The 22,184-nt window shown below is 43.5% G+C and carries 18 protein-coding genes; 13 read left to right on the top strand and 5 right to left on the bottom strand.

Features of this window, described 5'->3' with window-relative positions; all coding sequences use genetic code 11:
• Window positions 1-128 precede the first annotated feature (128 nt).
• Window positions 129-761 (bottom strand): hypothetical protein, encoded by a 633-nt coding sequence (locus QA601_17585; protein MDG5816914.1) that lies wholly within the window; start codon window positions 759-761, stop codon window positions 129-131.
• A 204-nt stretch (window positions 762-965) separates the two neighbouring features.
• Window positions 966-1,169 carry a hypothetical protein gene (locus QA601_17580; GenBank protein ID MDG5816913.1) on the bottom strand — a complete coding sequence of 68 codons (204 nt, stop codon included), beginning with the start codon at window positions 1,167-1,169 and terminating at the stop codon, window positions 966-968.
• 91 nt (window positions 1,170-1,260) lie between these two features.
• Between QA601_17580 and QA601_17575 the strand changes: the two genes are divergently transcribed.
• Window positions 1,261-2,085 (top strand): methyltransferase domain-containing protein, encoded by an 825-nt coding sequence (locus QA601_17575; protein MDG5816912.1) that lies wholly within the window; start codon window positions 1,261-1,263, stop codon window positions 2,083-2,085.
• A gap of 15 nt (window positions 2,086-2,100) precedes the next feature.
• Here the strand turns inward: QA601_17575 and QA601_17570 are convergent, their stop codons facing one another.
• Window positions 2,101-2,277 carry a hypothetical protein gene (locus QA601_17570; protein MDG5816911.1) on the bottom strand — a complete coding sequence of 59 codons (177 nt, stop codon included), beginning with the start codon at window positions 2,275-2,277 and terminating at the stop codon, window positions 2,101-2,103.
• Between the two features lie 387 nt (window positions 2,278-2,664).
• Window positions 2,665-4,122: a sodium/glutamate symporter gene (locus QA601_17565; protein ID MDG5816910.1), complete on the bottom strand. Its 1,458-nt coding sequence runs from the start codon at window positions 4,120-4,122 to the stop codon at window positions 2,665-2,667.
• 221 nt (window positions 4,123-4,343) lie between these two features.
• Between QA601_17565 and QA601_17560 the strand changes: the two genes are divergently transcribed.
• The 6 genes from QA601_17560 to QA601_17535 all read left to right on the top strand — a co-directional run bounded on the left by QA601_17560 (window position 4,344) and on the right by QA601_17535 (window position 9,858).
• A complete protein-coding gene (locus QA601_17560; protein ID MDG5816909.1) occupies window positions 4,344-4,685 on the top strand; it encodes a TfoX/Sxy family protein in 342 nt (113 codons plus the stop codon).
• Entirely contained in the window at window positions 4,682-5,059 is a 378-nt protein-coding gene (locus QA601_17555) for a VOC family protein (GenBank protein MDG5816908.1), read from the top strand. The genes QA601_17560 and QA601_17555 overlap by 4 nt, the downstream gene beginning before the upstream one ends.
• Window positions 5,060-5,153: 94 nt before the next feature.
• Window positions 5,154-5,921 carry a helix-turn-helix domain-containing protein gene (locus QA601_17550; GenBank protein MDG5816907.1) on the top strand — a complete coding sequence of 256 codons (768 nt, stop codon included), beginning with the start codon at window positions 5,154-5,156 and terminating at the stop codon, window positions 5,919-5,921.
• 143 nt (window positions 5,922-6,064) lie between these two features.
• Complete coding sequence (locus QA601_17545; GenBank protein MDG5816906.1) at window positions 6,065-9,268, top strand: InlB B-repeat-containing protein; 3,204 nt, start codon at window positions 6,065-6,067, stop codon at window positions 9,266-9,268.
• A 117-nt stretch (window positions 9,269-9,385) separates the two neighbouring features.
• Window positions 9,386-9,547: a hypothetical protein gene (locus QA601_17540; GenBank protein MDG5816905.1), complete on the top strand. Its 162-nt coding sequence runs from the start codon at window positions 9,386-9,388 to the stop codon at window positions 9,545-9,547.
• Between the two features lie 32 nt (window positions 9,548-9,579).
• Window positions 9,580-9,858: a BspA family leucine-rich repeat surface protein gene (locus QA601_17535; GenBank protein MDG5816904.1), complete on the top strand. Its 279-nt coding sequence runs from the start codon at window positions 9,580-9,582 to the stop codon at window positions 9,856-9,858.
• A 166-nt stretch (window positions 9,859-10,024) separates the two neighbouring features.
• On the opposite strand, the gene QA601_17530 is transcribed toward QA601_17535, so the two are convergent.
• Window positions 10,025-11,275 (bottom strand): histidine kinase dimerization/phosphoacceptor domain -containing protein, encoded by a 1,251-nt coding sequence (locus QA601_17530; protein ID MDG5816903.1) that lies wholly within the window; start codon window positions 11,273-11,275, stop codon window positions 10,025-10,027.
• Window positions 11,276-12,329: 1,054 nt separating this feature from the next.
• Here QA601_17530 and crtI point away from each other — a divergent pair.
• From crtI to QA601_17500, 6 genes are all read left to right on the top strand, one after another.
• Window positions 12,330-13,844, top strand: coding sequence for a phytoene desaturase family protein (gene crtI, locus QA601_17525; GenBank protein MDG5816902.1), 1,515 nt, complete (start codon window positions 12,330-12,332; stop codon window positions 13,842-13,844).
• Complete coding sequence (locus QA601_17520; GenBank protein ID MDG5816901.1) at window positions 13,828-14,436, top strand: protein-S-isoprenylcysteine O-methyltransferase; 609 nt, start codon at window positions 13,828-13,830, stop codon at window positions 14,434-14,436. Before crtI ends, QA601_17520 begins: the two co-directional genes overlap by 17 nt.
• Window positions 14,437-14,963: 527 nt before the next feature.
• Entirely contained in the window at window positions 14,964-16,718 is a 1,755-nt protein-coding gene (locus QA601_17515; GenBank protein ID MDG5816900.1) for a type VI secretion system contractile sheath large subunit, read from the top strand.
• A 270-nt stretch (window positions 16,719-16,988) separates the two neighbouring features.
• Window positions 16,989-18,557, top strand: coding sequence for an Ig-like domain-containing protein (locus tag QA601_17510; protein ID MDG5816899.1), 1,569 nt, complete (start codon window positions 16,989-16,991; stop codon window positions 18,555-18,557).
• Window positions 18,514-19,083: a hypothetical protein gene (locus tag QA601_17505; GenBank protein MDG5816898.1), complete on the top strand. Its 570-nt coding sequence runs from the start codon at window positions 18,514-18,516 to the stop codon at window positions 19,081-19,083. Before QA601_17510 ends, QA601_17505 begins: the two co-directional genes overlap by 44 nt.
• A 287-nt stretch (window positions 19,084-19,370) precedes the next feature.
• A complete protein-coding gene (locus tag QA601_17500; protein ID MDG5816897.1) occupies window positions 19,371-21,785 on the top strand; it encodes a right-handed parallel beta-helix repeat-containing protein in 2,415 nt (804 codons plus the stop codon).
• Window positions 21,786-22,184: the final 399 nt, after the last annotated feature.

Below are 22,184 nucleotides of genomic sequence, written 5' to 3'. Positions count from 1 at the left end.
ATGGAGTAGCTCCATTTCAATTTAAAATAAGGCGAAACATTGCTGGAGTAGCTCAGATCAAAGTGATGAAACAAGCCATTTTGTTGGATAGCAAAAGAAAAAGGATGGCTCTTTGGATGTTTTAACCGTCAGGCAGAATGCGGAAGCGTAACTCCGCTATCGGGCACCCGGTTAAAAAGAACAGAGGCCTGCTGATCTGCAATGCGCATACTGGCTTCAAGCCGGGTATTGAAAAGATAGGAATACTGCGCCAAAGCCTGTTTGGGATTTGCCCGATATGCATCAGCAAACCCAGAGGCTCTTTTACCGCTCTCAACTAAGTGAAACATCGAATTGATCTTTGCATACTCATTTCTAAGATCGAAATCATCTTTGAATACGGTCTCTATTTTCTGTTTGTCAGGGTGTTCGGAGGTTACGACAATATCACCGCTCCCAAACGCTGTACGGAGCGTAAACTCAATGTCGGTGTTTACACCCTCTTGCTTTAAACGGGAGTTAAGCTCTTTGGTAAATTCTTTGAGAAATTTCTGCCCATGCTCGTAAACCTCATCAATACTGATACGCCCCGGCACCCGGGGTTCAAAACCGTATAGTGATGGCAGACGGCCCAGATTGGCAGAAGCGTTTTTGCTTACATCAGATAGTTCTACAGTGTCACTGGGGGTGGTTTTGGCAGTTGTGGTGGTAGCCCGCGAGGCACTATTTCCCCTTGAAGAGTAGTTCTGCACTTGCTGGCAATAGCCGATAGTGGTAAGCATATCCATTCTCCTTTGATTCTGTGCCCAATAAATCAAAGTTCATACCAATGATAACAATTTGCTGCTGTGTGTGGATGGACTTTCCCTATCATTTAATAACTCATTGCCTTACAGGTGTTTCCATTGTTCACAGCGCAGTAGCGAATTTTGACCTAATCACAGAACTTGCGGCACAATATGCAGGTAAGCGGGAAGGTTTTTCCATTAAAACTCAACAGTTATTTGGCTCAGGAACATACGACTACAGCTTAGAGCAGCGCATGCAATTGCTGCCCCTAATGCTTCAGCTACAATTTTCCCAAACCCGGCTACAAAATCATAAACAACGATTCCACTAAGAAGAATAAGTAAAACAATGCATGCAGTATAATGAAACAGGCCCCAAAAAGCAAACGCACTTCCAGGCATTTGGGGTCAGTGATCACGTTTTTATCTGGTCAGTGCAAGGTTTTTAATACATAATCTTAGCAAGGTATCACTATGAGTTTAAGGATAATACATGAACTACCTTAAAGCCGAAAAACTGTTACAATCATCATTCTCACGCCTGCAACACCAGCACACCGCGCGTGGTCATCAGTATATAAAAACCCACTGGGAGCGCTACGTTAACCTGCTCACAATGATGCCCCCCATAAACTCAAACACCCGGGTTCTTGAAATCGGTGCATCAATACTCTCTGCCCACCTTCATTTAATTTATAGATGCCCGACCACTGTTATCTATCATGAATTGGAACCGGAGTGGAAAGAGCGTTTTTCTGAGCTCGACATAACCGCTCATCCCGCAGAACTTATGAAGGATTCTCTTCCGGTTCAGGATAATGCTTTTGATCTGATTTTGTTCAATGAAGTCATGGAGCACTTTCCGCTCTATCCGGACTTTTTTATCGCTCAGCTCATGAAGAAGCTCTCAGATGATGGTGAGCTTTTTTTCTCGGTTCCAAATTTTGCTACTTCAGAGAAGAGGTTACAGCTTCTTTGTGGAAAAAACCCACAGGATTTAATGGATAAGCGGTATATCTACTATGCCCATCATCGTGAGCCGGTGATGCAGGAGTGTGTTGATCTCATAGCGCAATGTGGCGGAAGAATAGTTGAGAAGAGATGGTTTGAGGGGGACGGGGATACAAAACCCCTCTCCCTGCTTACACGTCAAATGTTTCACCTGTACAGAGGAAGGGTTCATAATTTGATTCATCAGCTTATCCCCTCTACCAGACGCTATATCCTGATCAGAGCCGCAAGGGATTTAAACCGTACCGTATCTGCGGATTGTACCCCTCCCTTATCTGTCACCCGGGAATTTACCATACGCTCGTAGGTAGCATCTGTTACCTTATGTTTTGTATTCGGTAACTTCCCTTTTTTCTGGTGATTTCTCAAACCAACCCTGCGATCCACCTAACCATAGTATAGCAACCACCCACTCCTCCCGGATCTGATACTTTGCATTACGAACTGCACTGTTTCGTCTGGATTTCAGTTGTGAGAACAGTAAGGCATCATTTTTCATTTTAGTTTCTTAGAGCTTGATGAGATGCCTTCCCATCGAGCTCTAAGACCGGAATATTTGGCTAAAAGACAATCGTTTTTGCCCATTGCAGCTCAATTTGGGCAATTTGGATGTTCAATTCTGGTCCGACCCCAACAACTGCGCGCCCCCATCTACTTTATGGAAGGAGATGGGGATACAAAACCCCTCCCCTTGTTTAAGCGTCATTTATTTCATTTATATAGAGTGAGGGTTCATAACCTAATTCATCATCTTATACCCTCTACCAGACGTTATATCCTGATCAGAGCCACAAAGGATTTAAACCGTACCGTATCTGCGGATTGTACCCCTCCCTTATCTGTCACCCGGGAATTTACCATACGCTCGTAGGTAGCATCTGTAACTTTATGCTTTATATTGAGTAACTTCCTTTTTTTCTGGTGTATTAACTTTAACACTACTGGCTTTTGATTTACCCATTCTTAATCCCAGTATTAACCAAAAGAGTAGTAAACCAGAGGTAACCGCGAGCATCACATTGAGTCCGAATGTAAACACCAGAGGAGCTGAGACAGCAGTAAACAGTCCACCACCAACAAGTGGTTCAAAAAGAAGCTGTTTATAGCCAAACGATTCGAAAGCCGGGGTGTCGTTATCTGGATCAACAATGCGCATCAGCAACAACCCTGTTGCCGTAACACCCAGTGACTGACCGAAATCCCCTATACCGCGTTCAAACCAATGAGAGCGCATCATTCGTGGCGCTAAAAACACAAAAGCCCCGATTGTCCATGCCATTCCCGCAAATACCAGAATAACAAGTGGCAGCCACGCGTCAGCAAAAGCACTGAGAGTCAAACTGGCAAGGGCTGATACAATCAGAAGGTCTAGTGCTGCCCCCTGTATACGCATAATCATCACCCTGTCAAGAACACCCTTAAAGAGGCGTCGGTGAAGCTTTTCCACAATGATTCCACCAATCATCGCAACAGGAAACAACGGAACGTGGCCCAGAAGTACCGGCGCGCCCAGGGGAAGTAACAATTGCTGTTCCAACCAGGTAAGTGCGCCAAGGATCAGTGCTCCAACTCCTATTGCGGCACCAATATAGGCCAGATGAAAAGTAAGCGGCTCGATCGATTCCACTTCTACAATTTGGGGTGGTTCAGGTTCATCGGCCTGTCCCCGGTTAACCAGGTCGGCTTCGACACTTTCATGTTCCTGTTGAGCTTTGGCGATATCCCTTGATGCTTCACCGGGGTTTTTTAGTATGCTGGTGTGTTTGTGTTTAACCCCCCAGTTGATAAGCACAATTCCGGTTACTATACCAAATACCACTCCAAGGGTTGCCACCCCTAATGCCAGATCCTGCCCCTGAGGCCACCCCAGCTCTGCGAATGTTTCACCAAGCCCGGCAGCTGTTCCATGCCCACCAATAAACCCAATCTCTATTAAAGTTCCAAACATCGGTTCTACTGCGAAAAAAGGTGCTAAGATCAGAGCGGTGATACCCAATCCAACCACATACTGGCCCCAGGCTACAGTATGACTGAAGGCAACCTGTGGTCCGGCTTTTTGCCATATACTGCTAATTTTGGGCAGTGTTTTACCCAAAAACAGTGCGGCAAAAACGATGTTAATCATAAAACCGGGTATTCCACCCCAAATGCCACGTACGTTTTGGGGAAACAGTTGTATTCCGCTCACGGCTCCCAGAATTTCGGGTCCGATTATAAGCAAAACCACTCCCCCAAGAATAGAGCTGGGGATAAACATGGTTTTGAAAACAGGTATCGCCCTGCGAAGCAGTTTACCTGTAATCAGTGCGGCTCCAAGCCATGCAAACGCAATGAGTAGATCCATGAGTATGTCCTTTTTATGAGTTTGTTGCTGGAATAAACAATAAAATATAATCTTATTATCTTAACTACAATACAACTCTGTTTCTCAAACCAAACCAGCGATTCGCCTAACCAGATCAATTCCGATGATCATAGAACTTTCTAAATGTCCGGTTTTTACAATACACCTTCTCTTCCATAATTCTATTTTTAGTTCAAAGCTAAAAGAGGAGGTTCTAAGCGATGTCATCAAGTATCGATTTTGTTGAATTTGTGACCGATCAGCTAAAAAATGCAGGAACAGTAACATATAAGAAGATGTTTGGTGAATACGCACTCTACTGTGACGGGAAAGTGGTAGGGTTGATCTGTAACAGTCAGTTTTTCCTTAAACCCACAGCAGGCGGCGAAGCGTTTATCGGTAAGGTTACTAAGTCACCTCCCTATGAGGGTTCAAAAGAGTACTTTTTAATGGATGATATGATAGAAGACCGCGATCGTATCAGCCAGCTTGTCTCCATAACAGCCAGAGAATTGCCCGCGCCAAAAAAGAAATCTTCTAAAACCAAAAGGAGTAAAAAGTGAAACTAACGTATGTGATTATCTATGTTGAGGATGTGGTTAAAGCCACACAATTTTATAACCTTGCCTTCGGTTTAGAGGTCAAATTTATCCATGAATCCAATATGTATGCAGAGATGAAGAGTGGTGAGACGACCCTGTCCTTTGCAGCAAATAGTATGCTTGAAGCCAACACCGGTATCGAACCACTCAAGGGAGTTAAAAACTGCTTTGAAATAGCATTAACCACCGATGATGTTAAAGGGGCATTGGATAAGGCTGTTTCAAATGGGGCACGTATTATTAAAGAGCCACAAACAAAGCCCTGGGGACAAGTGGTGGCCTATGTACAGGATCCCTTTGGAACAATAGTGGAGATCTGTACTCCTATGCAGTAATTTTGACCTATAAAGGCAACACCTGCGTCTCTCTTACGCTCTTTTCATGCACATACTATATTGAGGTGAACCTTAATACAGGTATGTGCACTTTATGTATAAACCGATTCAATACTTTAAAAGCTCCTCTCCCGATTCGCGTGTTAAGTACAGTGAATATGCTCCCTTTAGCTGCCTGTCAGAGTTTGTGGTGTGTTACTGGAGTGTTACCTCTAAGGGTCCGGTGGCAAACCTGCCCCACCGGATTCTCCCGGATGGTTGCATCGATATTATTTTTGACCTTGAGAACAAGCTTTCATTTATCTCGGGAATATCTAAAGAAACCGCGCGCCTTTATCTAAACGGCACTATTTCGTTTCTGGGCATCCGTTTTCACCCCGGATCAATCGTTCATCTCTTGGAAGACAAGGCTTCAGTTTACCTTAATAACGGATTTGAAACCCGGTATTCTTCTGTGGTAATAAGGGATATGGCAGACAGGGTTCTTAATGCTGATTCTCCCGGTGAAGCAGTACAAATCATAGACAGGGAACTGATTCGCTTTTTTAGCTCCTATCAGAAAAAAGGACAATTTTCTACTCTGCTTGAGCATTCACTGTTCAGCAAAGGTTGTATCAGCGTTAAAGATCTGTCCTTCTACCATGGACTCTCTGAGCGTCACATCTCGCGTCTGTTCAACGAAAATGTGGGACTATCAACCAAAAACTTCCTTAGAATCGTGCGGTTTCAAAACGCACTCAAATATTTAAACTCTGGCCTCCCCACACTCGATATTTCATTTGATCTGGGATACTTTGATCAGTCACATCTGCTTAAGGAGATGAAGCGGTATTTGGGAGAAGAACTGAACAGTAGGGTGTAAAGGGATTAGCAGGAAGAAAAAAGTAACAGTAATCTTCGGGAAAGCGTTCACGATCATATGTTTACTAAGCTGTTCATATGAAAGCGTAAATAGTATATTAACTGAACTATATTTTAAAAAGATTTAGCTTCTGGAGTCACCCCATGAAAAAATACCTGTTGTTTATCCTATACTCACTTATCCTCTTTGGCAGCGCCTGTGAACATCCTGAAGATCCCATCGAACGTGCATCACTGGATTTATACCTCCATGATGAAGATAGCCGCATCGTTGTCGGTGAACCGTTTGAGGTTGTAATGGATCTGGTGGGAGGTGAGTACATAGAGAATATCACAATAGATTTTGGTGACTCAAGAGAGAAACTAATTACAGATTCTCTTAGCACCGATGAGTGGGAGGGTAAGCTACCGCTAACCCTTACCTACGATTCTGCCGGAACCTATACACTCTTTATAACAGTTGAATTTATTCGGAATGTGCAAAGAGAGGCAGAACTTACACTGAAGGTGTATCCTGTTTACAGTATTACCTACAACAGCACCAAGCATGATTCCGGCGATGTACCAAACGATACAATGTTCTACCAAACCGACCAGAGTGCAACTGTTCTTGGTAATATCGGAGAACTCTCAAGAGATGGATTTGAGTTTGCAGGATGGAGCATTGATGACATATCGTCTGAGATATTTAAAGCAGGAGACACACTCACCATAACTAACGAAAACATAAATCTCTATGCCCGTTGGAATGAAGCAACCATTACCGACAGCTTTACAGTAACATTTGACTTTAACTATGATTCTGTAGTTATCACTCAAAGTGTTGAGGAGGGATCGCTTTTAGCACAACCATCTGAGCCCCAAAAAAGAGAGGGCTATATATTTGAAGGATGGTACAGTGATCAGGATATGAATACGGAGTGGGATTTTGAAACGGGGGTAATAAAGAGTGATACCACACTTTTTGCCTACTGGAGTGTTGTGGTTTACGAAATATCCTACAATCTTAACGGCGGAAGCAACCACGATGATAACCCCAACTCCTACACTATAGAATCTGAAGCCATATCATTAAAGAACGCGTCAAGAGAGGGTTTTAGTTTTCTGGGATGGTTTGTGGATTCGGTGAGGATATCACAGATAGAGAGCGGTTCAACGGGTGATCTGATTTTAGATGCGAAGTGGACAGAAAATCCGGTGTTTTTTATTGCCTATCATGGAAACGGCAATACCGAAGGCAGTGCTCCCGACACAGCATTTTATGAAGAGGGGGCAGAGGTTACTGTGGCCGGAGCAGGTAACCTTACCCGAACGGGTCACCATTTTATTGGCTGGAACACCGATCCGGATGGAGAGGGTGATACCTTTGACCCCAATGGCACCTTTAAAATGGAAACAGATGATCTTAATCTACATGCTCAGTGGAAGCTTAATGTGTACACTGTTTCTTTTGATAGCAATGGTGGTTCGGAAGTAGACTCACAGAGAGTTAAGCATGGAGAAATTGCAGAAGAGCCAGATGCACCGAGAAGGGAAGGGTACCGTTTTAGTGGTTGGTTCAGAGACAGAAATCTTACCTTGCCTTTTGATTTTCATGACATTGTTATACAAAATAATCGTACAATCTATGCAAAGTGGGCTCCACTTTCCAATACCGTGAACTTTAAAGCCAATGATGGCTCTGGAAGCATGGATCCTCAGATTATAGCCACCGACCAAACAGCACCTCTTGACTCAAACCAGTTTATCCGTACAGGGTACACCTTTAACAGTTGGAATACAGAACCTGATGGCAGGGGTGATTCTTATGAAGATCAGGCAGAATTTACCATGGGTACACAGGGGGTAACACTCTATGCTCAGTGGAGTGCAAACGAAAACACTGTAACGTTCGATGCTAATGGGGGAAGCGGCTCAATGGCTCCTCAGACTATAGCCACCGATCAAACAGCACCTCTTGACTCAAACCTGTTTACCCGTACAGGGTACAGCTTTAACGGTTGGAATACCGAAATTGATGGCAGCGGTGATTCCTATGAAGATGAAGCAGAGTTTACCATGGGAACAGAGGATGTAATCCTCTACGCCCAGTGGGATATAAACCAGTACACAATCACTTTTAACAGCAACGGTGGCACTGAGGTCGATCCAATAACTCAGGACTTTGGTACTGCGATAACCACGCCTGAGGATCCTGAGCGTGCGGGGTATTCTTTCATAGAGTGGAACCCCGGAATACCGGAAACCATGCCCGCGTCGGATGATACGCTTACTGCTCAGTGGAGCATCAACCAGTACACGATCACTTTTAACAGTAACGGTGGAACTGAAATCGAACCAATAACACAGGACTTTGGTACTGCGATAACCACGCCTGTGGATCCTGAGCGTACGGGGTATTCTTTCATAGAGTGGAACCCCGGAATACCGGAAACCATGCCCGCGTCGGATGATACGCTTACTGCTCAGTGGAGCGCTATAGAGCACACAATTACCTATACCCTTTATAATGGCACTAATCACGTGAGCAATCCGGACACTTACACAATAGAAGAGACTATCACCTTTCAGGACCCATCAAAACCCGACTGGGGATTTGATGGCTGGTATGAGGATGCAGATTTTTCTACTCCAATAACCGGAATATCGTTAGGATCAATCGGTAATGTAGAGGTATTTGCAAAGTGGCTATGGAACGGACCAGATCCGGTAGACGGTGACGGCAACAGCTACACCACCGTTCAGATCGGCAACCAGGTGTGGACCGTAGAGAACCTTCGAACAACGAGGTATACAGACAGTACACTTATACCCCATGTAACCGATAACAGCGAATGGAGTAACCTCAGCACCCCTGCCTACTGTTGGTACAATAATGATGATACACAGGGCTATGGAGCACTGTACAACTGGTGGGTGGTTGACCCTGCAAACCCAAAAAACATCGCCCCTGAAGGCTGGCGGGTACCAACGGATGAAGACTGGACAGAACTTCAGAATTATCTCATTGCAAATGGTTACAACTGGGATGGTAGTACAACAGGGAACAAGATCGGCAAAGCTTTGGCATCAGATGGGGGAGAGTGGATTACAGACAGTAGAGAAGGCAGAGTAGGCAATGACCAAAGCAGCAATAACAGCAGTGATTTCTCGGCCCTTCCGGGCGGTTTTCGTCTCCCCAGGGGTATTGGCATTGTTGGTGGCAACGGTGCCTGGTGGAGTGCTACGGAGCTCGATGCGTCGGTCGCATACGGCCGTCGCCTCCGCTACGAGGACGAGGCTCTGGGCAGGGACGTCTACAATAAGGGTTGTGGTTTTTCTGTTCGTTTGCTTCGGGACGAGGATTGACTACCCCGACCAACAGGTCGGGGCGAGCGCAGCGAGTTTGGGCTTCGACTATTTTAGTTTGAAGTTGGGATTTACAGAACCGCTTGCGGTTCGCGATAATTTAAAAAAAGTGAGTTTATGGGAAATTACTCAGAACTACCGGTGTACAAGGCGACCTACGACCTTTTGCTCGAGATGCTTTTATTTACAAAAGATTTCAACAAAGAGTACAAATACACCGTAGGTGAATCTTTGAAGAAGGAGACCATACAACTTATGCCGGCCTCGTCTCTGTCGTAATTTTTTGGCAGAAAGGTTTTTGATGAAGTAATGTGTTTTTTCGTGCCACCTCTTTTGACCAGGATATAGGTTCATGGAATATATCCAATGTGACCACAATGAAAGATATGTTTCGTGGAGCAACCCTTTCTGATACGAACTACGACGCTCTGCTTAAGGGGTGGGCTGCTTTGGCTGAACAGCAGGGTGTTCAGGAAAATGTTGTATTCGATGGTGGAGACAGCAAATACTCTCCCGCTGCAGCAGACGCACGGGAAATCCTCATCAACGATTTCCATTGGACAATTACAGATGGCGGTGAAACAGAGTGAATTCTGTGCTGTTCGTTTGCAAATATCAAGGGAGTCTTTAGCAACACCTAAAGGGAGCACTCATAACAAAAACTGCATTAAACCGAAAAACGCGCACAACAGAAGAGTGCATAAGTTTAATCAAACAGTTATTCAGGGGGCATTTTCAATTGCTCCCAGCCCCACCCTACACCCTCTCCTGGTACACATCTGGACTAAATTGTATATACCATCTGAGGCCATGGTCAGTTTCTGTTTCGATTGACCCGTGCAACTGATGTTCTACAATCTGGTAGATCAGTTTTACACCGAGTCTGGACTGTTGGAGTATATCGGTCCCTTTCGGTAATCCAACCCCGTTATCAAAATAGGTCAACCAAAGTTTATTATCCAGCCTTTTCACTCCAATTGCAATCTTACCTTTCAGTTCATAAGGGAAAGCATGGTTTAGAGTGTTTGAGAGCAGTTCATTAATAATGAGTCCACAGGGAATAGCAACATCTATAAGTGCACAGATCTCCTCTATATCAAACGTAACTATTATATGCTCAGAAGACTTTTTATGCGTAACCAACATCTGCTTTACCAAATTCCTTATATACTCATTAAGATTAATCCTGGAAAGATCTTTACTTGTATAAAGTTTTTCGTGTGCCAGTGCCATAGTGTTTATTCGTGAAACACTCTCCTGAATAGTCCGGTTCACCTGAGCGTTACCTGCAAACTCTGCCTGAAGCTCAAGGATATTAGCAATAACCTGCATATTATTTTTTGTTCGGTGATAGATCTCCTGAATCAGTGTCTCTTTTTCTATAAGGGTTGACTTCAGTTTTTCTTCAGCACTCACTCGGGCATCAATTTCGCTGTGAAGGCGATTATTGGTATCCGCACACTCTTTGCGCTCCCCTTCTGCTTTATTTCTGGCGGCAATTTCTGTGCGCAGGTGAATTTCGGTCATCACCGCAGCCGTTAGATCCTGCATGATACTTATGTCTTCATCACTCCATTTACGTGGCTTTGAATCTATAACACAAAAGGATCCCAGGACATAACCATCAGATGTAACCAGGGGTATGCCTAAATAGGCAATCACGCGCAAATCCCATATTGCCGGATTTTCCTTAAATATGGGATGCTTTCTGGCATCCTCTATAACCAGAGGCCGCCCAACAATTCGGTTGTGCTGACAAAAAGAGTGGCTAAGGGGAGTTTCGCGACTGGATTGCCAGGGTTCAGGCAACCCGATACAACTCTTAAAATACTGCCTGTTTGCATCAATCAGTGTAACCAGAGATACCGGTGCATGGACAAATCTGGTAGCAAGCCTTGATAAGCGGTCAAAAGCCTCTTCGGTTGGTGAATCTAAAAGAGCCACCGCTTTGAGAGCCGCTAAGCGGGCAGGGTCATGAACATGTGTGGCAAGATCTTGGTTTTCCATGCCAATCCGGTAGTTGGGGGTTTGCGTTTCTTTTTAAGTACACGACGCTCTTTTATTGGTTCCTCTCACTTTTGGGATCAAAGACTATGCCAGTGCTTTTGAATTTTGAATGTGGAATGAGGAGTGAGGAGTACCGGTCACCGGGGCCGTTGATCACCCCGCCCCAGAAGAAACAGGCCCTCCTACGCAGCAGTAGCTGCTACGAAACCCGGCTATAAACCTGTGCAAAGCGAAGCCGAAGCACGGTCTGCCCTTACAGGCAAAGAACCAGAGCAGTAACTGTATAGTAAGGAAGCAGGGTTATCTCCTGCAAGTACACAGCTGTCCAAAATAGGTCTTAATCAGTTAAAACACCTCTAATTTTGATTTAATTATGAGCATTTTTTACTTCATTTTAAAAACCGACCCTTTCTTTTCATTTAATATGCTGTCCAAATTAAGCGAATGCTAAAGCCACTTGCTCAACATTTACATCAGCCTCCCGTTCTTTTGGAAACGGGTTATTGATTCAGGCCCAATGTTCGGGACGGGTGAAAAAGGAGATTTTAAAACGCAGAGAACGCAAAGAGCGCCCGTTCTCCGTAGCAGACTACTGCGAAGGGTGAACAGAGGTAAACGCTTCGCGTTTAGAAAATCCAGAATTCATTCAGTTGTGATTAAGACATTATCCAGGGTAATTGCGGAGCGTTTCCCCTTAACCCTCGTTTATTTTATCCTATTTTGGACAAGAGTGCTGCAGGTATTTTCTTTCATTAACCGGAGAAAACGTGCATACCACGCGATTCGTAGGTAACCGATATATGAGCTTCCCTCTCTGCGTTTCTGCGTCTCCGCACACAAAACTCCCTCTCTCTCTCCTCTCTGCGCCTCCGCGTCTCCGCACGCAAAAATCTCTCTCTCTCTCCTCTCTGCGCCTCTGCGTCTCCGCGCGCAAAAATCTCTCTCTCTCCCTCCTCTCTGCACCTCGGCGTCTCCCGCTCAGTGGTTCACTATTTGCTACCAAACCAGATACACATAACTGACCTCTTTAGCGCAAAACCCCCGGGGTACAAACATGAGCACTTCACCACAAGCTATTGTCATAGGAGCAGGGCTGGGTGGCCTAAGTACCGCACTGTCTCTTGCGGCAAAGGGATGGAAAGTAGAGATCTATGAAAAGAACTCTTTTGCCGGCGGAAAACTCAGCATGCGCCAAAGCAATGGGTTCCATTTTGACCTGGGTCCTTCCCTGCTTACCATGCCCCATGTTTTTAAACGACTCTTTTCCGAATGCTCCAGAAATATCGCTGATTACCTTGAGTTTATACCGGTAACGCCTCACTGGCGATTGTTTTTTGAAGACAAAAACTCTTTTGACCTAACATCGGATATGGCAGAGTTAAGCAGGCAGCTCTCCCGTTTTTCCCCCACCTTGCCTTCGCAATTCTTTTCGTTTCTCTCTCATGCTGAAAAACAACGCGAACTGATTGAAAGCAGCTACTTTTATTCAGGGGCAGAGAAGTTAGGGGACATTCTGGCACAGAAAAAACCTACCGATATCATCTCCATCGATTTTGTCCGCTCCATGAAACAGAGGATAGAACGGTATATCAGCGAACCGCACCTTCTGAACACTTTGGCCTACTTTTGTAAATACGTTGGATCATCGGCTCTCAATTCGCCTGGCTTTCTCACCATGATTGCTTCTATTCAGTTTACCTACGGAGTGTATCATGTGAAGGGTGGAATGTATAAGATAGTTGAAGCGCTCAAAAAAGTTGCCCAGGAACTGGGGGTTACGATTCACTACAACGCCCCGGTGACAGGGCTTTGGCTAGACCGAAGCAAATCTGTTTCAAAGGGGGTGATTCTTAATGATGGAGAAAAGAAAGGGTCGGATATCGTACTGACCAATATGGATACACTCTCTTTCTATACTATGCTTAAATCCAACCAGGGATTGAAAATAGGACCTGTAATCAAAAAAATGGAAAAACGGTTTGAGCCATCCTGCTCCGGAATAGTGCTTCATCTGGGAACAAGTAAACGATACCCTCAACTGGCACATCACAATATCTTTCATTCAAATGATCCGGATAAACAGTACCGGTTAATTTTTGACAAACACCTTCTCCCCGATGACCCCACACTTTATGTGGTGGCTCCTCTTAGAAGCGATCCATCACTTGCCGCTAACGAAAATGATATCATAAAGGTACTTCCGCAAATACCCTATATAAATGATAAAAATACCTATACGAAAGATGATATGGTAACGCTGCGTACCACGGTGTTGGAAAAACTGGAGAGAATGGGTCTGGATAAGCTTCGGGACCATATAACCGAGGAGATAGTATTGAGCCCCTGGGATATAGAAGAGCGTTACGGCTCCTACAGAGGGTCGATCTACGGAGTTGTGTGTGACCGGTGGAAAAATCTGGCATTTAAGCCTTCACGCAAAAGTCATATCATCGACGGGCTCTATTTTACCGGTGGTTCCGTTAATCCCGGAAGTGGAATGCCGATGGTGATACTGGGTGCTATGGAAACCGCAAAGCTGGCAGGTAAAGAGTATGGTAACCGATCGTAACGATTTCTATCTGTATTTTATTTATGTAGGCGGACTTGTCGCAGGTTCATTAATCCGGGTGCTGTCTTCACGTAAATACGGAAATTTTAAGGCCGAGACGAATAGAGCCTCAGCTGCAGACACCTTTTTCCTCTCGCTTTTATTTGTTGCAATGGGAGTTGTACCCTTTGCCTATTTCCTGTTTCCCCTCTTTGATCCATTGAACTATACGCTTCCTTTGTGGGCTGGCATACCCGGAACGCTGATTTTGATCAGTTCGCTTCTTCTTTTATGGCGCTCACATAAGGATCTGAGCTCTAACTGGACCATCTCTGTTTCTCTTCGCTCAGAGCACACTCTTATTACAAAGGGGGTATATTCAAAAATCCGTCATCCCATTTATGCTTCACACTGGCTTTGGGCAATTGCACAGCCGCTTTTGCTTCACAACTGGATTGCAGGGTTTGCAATGATAGTTGTGATGTTTCCCTTTTACTTTTACAGGGTTCCACGGGAGGAGCAGATGATGATTGAGCGGTTTGGTGACAGGTACCGGGAGTATATTAAACGAACCGGAGGTGTGTGGCCTTCTACGCAGCAGTCCAGGCCTTGAAAGGCCTGGCTATAGATGGACTGCCCTTACAGGGCAGGGATCCACATCAGTAAACATGTGATAAGGCAGAAGGGGTATATATCCTGAAGGTAGTTCATTAGCAGGAGAAAACGTTGCATACCACGCGATTCATAGTTCCCTTTCTGAGTTTTTAGATATAATAATTTACTGGAACCATTTACACAAAAATGTTTACACTCCCGTAAGGGTTTTACCTCCGCGCCTCTGTGTGTAGCAAATCCCTTTCCTCTCCCCTCTCCCTTTTCTTTGCGTTTCTGCGCCTCCGTGTAAACAATTCCCTTTCCTCTCAACCCCTCTGCGTCTCCGCGCCTCCGCGTGTAACAATTCCCTTTCCTCTCCCCTCCCCACTCTCTGCGTCTCTGCGCCTACGCGTGTAACAATCCCTTTCCCCTCCTCTCCCCTCTCTCTGCGCCTCTGCGTCTACGCGTGACTTTTTCACCTTCTTTATTTATATTGAATATTACTACTATAATGCACCCAAATGTTAAACACATTAAGAGGATTACATGCAAATACCATCACCGATAACAAAAGACCACTCTTGGCGGGTTGTCATCGCCGCAGAGTTATCTCCAGGAAAAAACTGGGACCATACAATTAATCTCGATAAAAGTAGCTTTAATGATCTTTTTTCGATCCTGAAACCATCTTTAAATTTCTATGTAAAAGATTGCTGTCGATGTGATACTAAACATCTCGATCTTTCCTTGTCCTTTTCATGCATGTCAGATTTCGCCCCTGATGCTCTTGTACAGCAGATACCGGAGCTACAATGGCTGCTCGATCTCAAAAAGCAGATACGTTCGTATCAGGAGGGCGAGATTGATTCAGAAAGTTTGAGTGCAAGTATATGCAACACCCCTCTCCCTGAGTCAGTAGCCAGCAAACTTTCATCTTTACCTGGCATTGATGCTTATCAAAATTCGGGTCACAGCGAAAATTTTTCATCATCTAAACACAATCAGGATAGCGCAAACAAAGGTACTGTTGATGCGATTCTTTCTATGATGGATCCAACCCTTCCTCCTCCTTCCGATACGAAAGAACAGGGTACTACCATTACCCAAAGTAGTACTACTCAAAGCGGCATGGATGGTACTATACAGGGCAGGATCACATCAATTTTTGATACCATAGACTCTGTTATAGGGATGCAGATGGATGAAATTCTTCATCACTCTGAATTTAAAGCTCTTGAAACTGCCTGGAGAGAGCTTAAGTTTCTATTTGGAAATACCGATAATAGAGCCGGTATAGCTATTGAGGTTGTTAACTGTGCCAAAAATGTTCTTGACAAGACGCTCCTTGAGGTGGTGTTTAAACCTGTATGGAACAGCGGGGTACCTGGTCCGGATGTGGTTGCATCGCTTCACAGTTTTAGTTCTAACAGGCCCGATTATGAGCAGGCTCAGAACCTTGGGCAACTTGGTATAGCCACTCAAACGCTCATGGTGTTACCTGCAGCTCCACAGTTTTTTGGTGTTTCACAATATCAGTCTTTACGTTCTTCTGTGCCAAGTTTTCAGATGCTTTTGGATGGGTGTGGATATGAAACGTGGCGTGATCTGCGCAATAGAGATGAAGCAAACTGGCTTATTTTAGGAGCAAACAGTTTCTATCTACGTCCGGCGTATGGTATGGGTGGCAAAAAGGTAAAAACCTTTCATTATTCAGAGCAGCATAAACCTCAGGACATACCGTGTGGTTCATCTTCGGCTGTCATTATCTCTTTAATTGCGGGTTTAATCGCCTCGTTTAAAAGTGATTCCTTGAATCATTTAACCCGTAAAGCTCAACTCACTGACATATCAGCATTACACAGCTATACGGATCCTGGAAGTGATGCTATGCAGGTATGTGTTACCACACTTACTTACAGCAAAGCCGGGGAGATAGCGGATGCCGGGCTTTGTCCTGTGAATAGTGCCCCTGGAACACTTTCAGTAACTCTCGAGGGAATAAAAACCTATGGTAAAAGTAATTATTCTATCCCTTCACTTCTTCTTGCGGGCCATATATCCCGTCTCTGTACCTTAATTATTCTAAACACCAGGGAGCTATCGTGCAGTGAAGTTTCCGATGAGCTTATCGCATCTATAAACAACCTGATTTTGGGAACGGCGATGGTTGGTGATAAGCAGGTGACAACCGCACAGGTAACAGAAAACGGTAATAACGGGCGCAATGTCATCATAAACGTTAGTGTTCCTTATGCGATTTGGGGAGAGGAAGTGGAGATTAATCTTTCCCTTGAGCTATGATAGTTTTGTGAAAAAGATGGGTTGAGCTTTTAATCAAGATTTGTTTGCTTACCCTGTTTTTTATTCTCAGTGTAATGTAAATATTATACCCCTCCATTTTTTTAAACCAGAGTAGGGCATTTAATTCTAATCTGTTTTTCTGTAAAATAAGTGTTTCAAAAACTGAAACACTTATTTTTTCATACGCTTGTTTCCAACAATGGTTATGTTTGATTTTAAAGATGCACGTGCCAGACAACTCAAAATCAATCTTTAAACAAGGAATAACTCATGGTTAAAACGTTTACACTATGTGCGTTGATAATAAGCAGTTTTACCTTCCTAACGTATGCTTCTTTTCGTTACGGAGATGTGAATGGGGATGGAAAGGTAACCGCTCATGATGCTGATCTAGTCCAACAGTATATACTAAAAACAATAGATTCATTCCCGTCTTCTTATGGAATACTTGCAGCAGATGTGAACCGATCAGGAGATATTAGTTCTACTGATCTTGCATTAATAAACAGATATATTTCTGAGATAATCGATGAATTTCCTGCTGAACCCAGGGTATCTATAGTTTATCCTGAAAACAATTTAAAGGTGATCAAACCTGCAGATAACAATGTACCAATCGATATTGAATTAGGTGCTTATGCAAGCGTCCGTATTGGTAGCATCTCTGAAGTATCCTTCTTTAAAGATACACATCTGCTTGGTTATGGAACTGTTTCAAACGGACGTTATGTATTTACCTGGAACAATGTTCCTTCAGGAACACATACTATAACCGCTCACGCTAAAGATGATCAGGGTGGAACACGGATCTCTTCTCCAATCACTATTACAGTTTGTCCTAATGCAAACCGACCGCCCAGGGTTAACAGGCCAGTAGTAAGAATGGGACCTGCCGGTAATGTCGTGCGTACTTGTACTCTCCTTGTACAAGCTTTTGATCCAGATGGAAGTATTTCTAAGGTCGAATTCTACAGTGGTTTTGATCTCATCGGTACCGCAACAACCTCGATTGGAAATGATACATATCGCTATATTTGGAACAATGTACGCCCAGGCAACTACACTATTCATGCAGTTGTTTATGATAATCTAAATGCCAGAACCGGTACTGGTAAACAATTTCACAACCATCTGAGTCTTCTCACAAACATCGAATACAGCAATTTTGGAGTAGGAATTCTGCCAAATGGCTATCAAAGTTATGACATAGGATTAGATAATTCAATCGGAAAATATGGATATGGAAGATATATCAGCTCTACCGGACAAATTATGGTCACCGGAGCTGGGCAGACATCTAACCATACCCAGGATGCAGGCCAATTCACTTATACCCCCCTTTTTGGTGATGGTGAGTATGTGGCACAAGTAGAGAGTATTAACAATCTAAATCATGGTGGTAGAGTGGGTATAATGATAAGAAATGGTCTTGAACCGAATGCTCAGTTCGTATCACTTGAAATGAATCAAAGTGGTCTACTTTTTGGATACTCTAGGTCTTTGGAGGGGGAACAAAAACACTGTCATTTTAACGTAAGCGCTGCATTTGCTCCACATTGGTTAAAAATAAGTCGTTCGGGAAATCAGTTCTCTTTTTATCGCAGTACTAATGGGTCAAATTGGCAACTGCTTTCAAAAACCTCAATTGATATGCCCGAAAAAGTTCTTAGTGGTTTGATAGTCTATAATAACCAAAAATCTTCAAAGGCAACCACCGTTTTCAATAATGTTAGCCAATATGTACCTGCACCCACCTGCAACCGAAATGGTTGTATCACAAAAAAGGTTGCTCTCCTTGTATACAATCCAATATTCAAAACCAACAATTACATACGATAGAGATATAGGAACAAATTTTGACGCTTACTATCATCGTATAGAAAGCCATATGCGAAGAGTTTTCGGTAACTGGACAGCATCGCCTTATGATCAGAACAGTTATGAGAATAAAAAAGCACCCAAACACCTCTGGGATGAATTCTCTATGGTAAAAGGGACCTCACTAAATGATGTTGCCGGTTGTGGTGTAAGCCACTATTCACCTAACTCTGAATCTACTCAGGATAATTATGTAGGATTCCAAAAAAACAATTCCTTCTATTCATTTTGCGAGGATTGGAGAGAAAATTATCCAAATCTAACCTACACAGCCACTTTCTATCCTGTGGCAAAAGATGTGTGGGGAAGTGATCCCATAAGCTTCGAAAACGGCTATCGCCATGGATTTTTCAAAAACTGGCTTCTACCAAGTATCCCTAATAGACCGGGAAGATTTAGCGATGATACTAATCAGATAAATAACAACAAGCTCAACAATTGGTGGGAATACATCTATAATTACAACAAATACCCAGAAAGCCGCTAACCAGTTTATAATTACAAACAGCTAATATCCCCCATAGATCCATTCACTATGGGGGATATTTAGTTCATAATATGAAGTTAAACTAAGCATGGCAATTCAATCTCTTGTGCGAAGATAAGCATCCCCTTCACTCCCCTTTACTTTTGTGGTCACCTGTGCCCACGGAATTACTTTCGATTGCAACATATTTGATGCCCTTCGGGAGATGTTTTGGTATATTGAAACTGTACACAACCAGTAAATATTCTATCGTTTCCTTATTTCCGTTGTATTCAAGGAGGGCTAACTTGCTAAAGTGTAAAAAAAAATTGGTTTGCCTGATAATAGCTTTGTGTTCAGGAATAGCGACTTTTTCAAATATTCCTGACGGAGACCGCACTTTTTTCATAGCCACAGATGGTGATGACAGTAACTCCGGAACAAAGAACTCCCCATTAGGAACTCTGGACCATGCTGTAGGGATTGCTGAGCCCGGTGATGTCTTCGTGCTTAGGGGTGGAACCTACTATCATGACAGACGAATCGATGCAAACAGTAGTGGTACTCAGGAAAAGCCAATCACAATTGTTAACTATCCTGAAGAAACACCGGTGTTGAATTTTGAAGCTCAGGAGGAGCAGCCGGGAAGAGACGGGTTACGCATTAATGGTGACCACTGGCATGTTATTGGAATACATCTCACCAGAGCAGGTGGAAACGGATTTCGGATTCATGGCAGCCATAACTTCATCAAACAATGTGTTGCATTCGAAAACAGACTTACAGGTATACACCTTGAGGATGGCTCACATAATCTTATAAAAAACAATGACAGTTACCGCAATTTTAACCTTAGGGGCAGAGTGGGTAATATGTCAGATGGTTTTGCGGCAAAGTATGAAGCATTAGGTCCGGGAAATGTCTTTTACGGTAATCGTGCCTGGGAGAATTCTGATGATGGATTCGATTTCTGGATGGCTGAAAGTACCATTTTACTGGAAAACAACTGGGCCTTTGGCAATGGGAACTCCAGTATTTGGAATCACCCGGAGTTTGACGGGGGTGGAAATGGATTTAAACTTGGTGGCAATCACATTTCCGGCAATCATATAATTAAAAGAAATATGGCATTTGATAATCACGGTAAAGGGTTTGATCACAACAATAATACCGGCGCTTTGTATCTTGCTCATAACAGCGCCTATAACAATGGTATCACACACAATGGCCGGAATTTTGATTTTCCTAATGAACCATCAAGCGGACAACACCAGTTTTATAATAATCTCAGCTATAATTCTCCCAACGGAGTGAGGATAGCAAGCGGTTCAGACCAACAGGGAAACAGTTGGCAACAGAGCGAATCCATAACAGATGATATGTTTTTAAGTTTATTGACAAGTGCCGCAAAGGGACCAAGGCAACCTGATGGTTCTTTACCTGATATACTTTTGCTCAGACCAAGACCAGAAACCTTCATGGTCAATGGAGGAGTGGATATTGATGAACCTTATTCGGGCACAGCTCCTGATATCGGCGCATACGAACATGGAGAGAGTGGGGATGCAGGCAATACAAAATTACAGAGTTTGATGATTGACGGTGAAGCTTTGCCCTCCTTTAATCCTTCAACGCTCTCTTATACCCTCACTCTAGCGGCAGGCACTTCTGTGCCTCCAATAATTTCTGCAGATCCGGAAGATGACAGTGCTTCAGTTGAAATTGTTCAACCCAGAAATATTACCGGCGATAACTTTGCACCTCTCTTCTCCGATGCTCTGATCAAAGTTATCGCCGGCGATAACCAAACACACAGAACCTACACTGTAAGCATCTATAGCCCCTCCTCTTGGAACGGATATAACTGGACTGCAATGCCCGATAACTCCTCGCCCCCATTCTCTCAAAGCAACTGGAATCAGGCTAACTATTCTCTTATTGAGGATCCGGATAATCCCGGAAATAGTTTTCTTCAACTTATTACGAATAATGCTTCCAATAAAGGAGAATGGGTTCATCAAATCTCCTCTTCTGCAGACGAATTCACAGTGATTGCTAAAATCAGAGCACTGCCAGGTGATTACCTAAAGGCAATGGTGATAGATTTGAGGTTATTTGGAGTTCGGGAGAGACTTTATATAAACAGTGACAATAGCTATCACCTTCGTCACGGTGGAAGTCAGGTAAATTCTTTACCACAGGGTTCTGATGTAATGAACTGGAACATATACAGATTAACCAGAGAAGGTAACGAAACCCGCTTTTTTTTCAACGAAAACCCGGTACCGCTTGAGGTGACACACTCTGAAACTGTAACTGACGACAACCATTTTGGTTTCGGCGACCCTTTTAGTGATCAAAAGTGTGCAGGACAGATGGACTGGTTGTTGTGGAGTGACCAGGGAGCTTTTTATCCAGAGCAAAGCACTGCACAACTCAGTTTTAGTCATTCACAGAACAGTGCATTTGAAATGACAGTTCATGCAGTATCACCCAAGACTCCTTTTGTTACTATTGAATATGTGCTTGATAAAGATCAGCCTACGGTTTTGAATCTTTACGATATCAAAGGAAGAGTAGTAAGGAGAGTACTAAATGATATTAAAAACAAGGGAATTCACCTGCAGGCGGTAAATATATCATCCCTGGCTAATGGAACCTATTTCCTAAGACTTGCAACTTTAGTTCGTGCTGTTCAGAGGCGTATTGTAATAGCTCGTTGAGTTATGTGAAAGGATTCTATTTATTCTCAAGAAAAAAGATTTTGGTCCTACCGTTTTTCAGGTGGGATCAATCATTTTTTCTGAACTGTTATAATCTACTCCTTTTGTACCTACCACCGTACATTACAACCCTTATAAGTGATAAGGTATAATACCCGCTTAACGATGTATTTTTTGATTTTTATTGTTTCTCAAATATTCGTTAAGCAGGGGCGCTACCAACTTTTCCCAAACGGTTGAAAATGATACTACCGCATTATTTCTTCGGGCAAACTGTCTAAATCTGTTGTTCAAGGGAACAAATCAGTTATTTTAAGTTCCAATCTATTTAAAGAAGAGTGTAGGATAAGTTTTTTTACTATTTATTCTCAAGCTGGAGAACAAAGGCAACGATGATAG

This window comes from Chitinispirillales bacterium ANBcel5 (genome assembly GCA_029688955.1).
In the GTDB taxonomy this organism is placed as follows: Bacteria; Fibrobacterota; Chitinivibrionia; order Chitinivibrionales; family Chitinispirillaceae; genus Cellulosispirillum; species Cellulosispirillum alkaliphilum.
Note: the sequence above shows the minus strand (reverse complement) of the source record. Positions and strands in the feature narration are given on the sequence as shown.

Excerpts from the sequence above, each read along its gene's own strand:
- QA601_17545 (MDG5816906.1), top strand. The coding sequence starts at position 6,065 with ATGAAAAAATACCTGTTGTTTATCCTATACTCACTTATCCTCTTTGGC.
- QA601_17550 (MDG5816907.1), top strand. The coding sequence starts at position 5,154 with ATGTATAAACCGATTCAATACTTTAAAAGCTCCTCTCCCGATTCGCGT.
- QA601_17520 (MDG5816901.1), top strand. The coding sequence starts at position 13,828 with ATGGTAACCGATCGTAACGATTTCTATCTGTATTTTATTTATGTAGGC.
- QA601_17570 (MDG5816911.1), bottom strand. The coding sequence starts at position 2,277 with ATGAAAAATGATGCCTTACTGTTCTCACAACTGAAATCCAGACGAAAC.
- crtI (MDG5816902.1), top strand. The coding sequence starts at position 12,330 with ATGAGCACTTCACCACAAGCTATTGTCATAGGAGCAGGGCTGGGTGGC.
- QA601_17515 (MDG5816900.1), top strand. The coding sequence starts at position 14,964 with ATGCAAATACCATCACCGATAACAAAAGACCACTCTTGGCGGGTTGTC.
- QA601_17530 (MDG5816903.1), bottom strand. The coding sequence starts at position 11,275 with ATGGAAAACCAAGATCTTGCCACACATGTTCATGACCCTGCCCGCTTA.
- QA601_17585 (MDG5816914.1), bottom strand. The coding sequence starts at position 761 with ATGCTTACCACTATCGGCTATTGCCAGCAAGTGCAGAACTACTCTTCA.
- QA601_17560 (MDG5816909.1), top strand. The coding sequence starts at position 4,344 with ATGTCATCAAGTATCGATTTTGTTGAATTTGTGACCGATCAGCTAAAA.
- QA601_17565 (MDG5816910.1), bottom strand. The coding sequence starts at position 4,122 with ATGGATCTACTCATTGCGTTTGCATGGCTTGGAGCCGCACTGATTACA.
- QA601_17580 (MDG5816913.1), bottom strand. The coding sequence starts at position 1,169 with ATGCCTGGAAGTGCGTTTGCTTTTTGGGGCCTGTTTCATTATACTGCA.
- QA601_17575 (MDG5816912.1), top strand. The coding sequence starts at position 1,261 with ATGAACTACCTTAAAGCCGAAAAACTGTTACAATCATCATTCTCACGC.
- QA601_17510 (MDG5816899.1), top strand. The coding sequence starts at position 16,989 with ATGGTTAAAACGTTTACACTATGTGCGTTGATAATAAGCAGTTTTACC.
- QA601_17540 (MDG5816905.1), top strand. The coding sequence starts at position 9,386 with ATGGGAAATTACTCAGAACTACCGGTGTACAAGGCGACCTACGACCTT.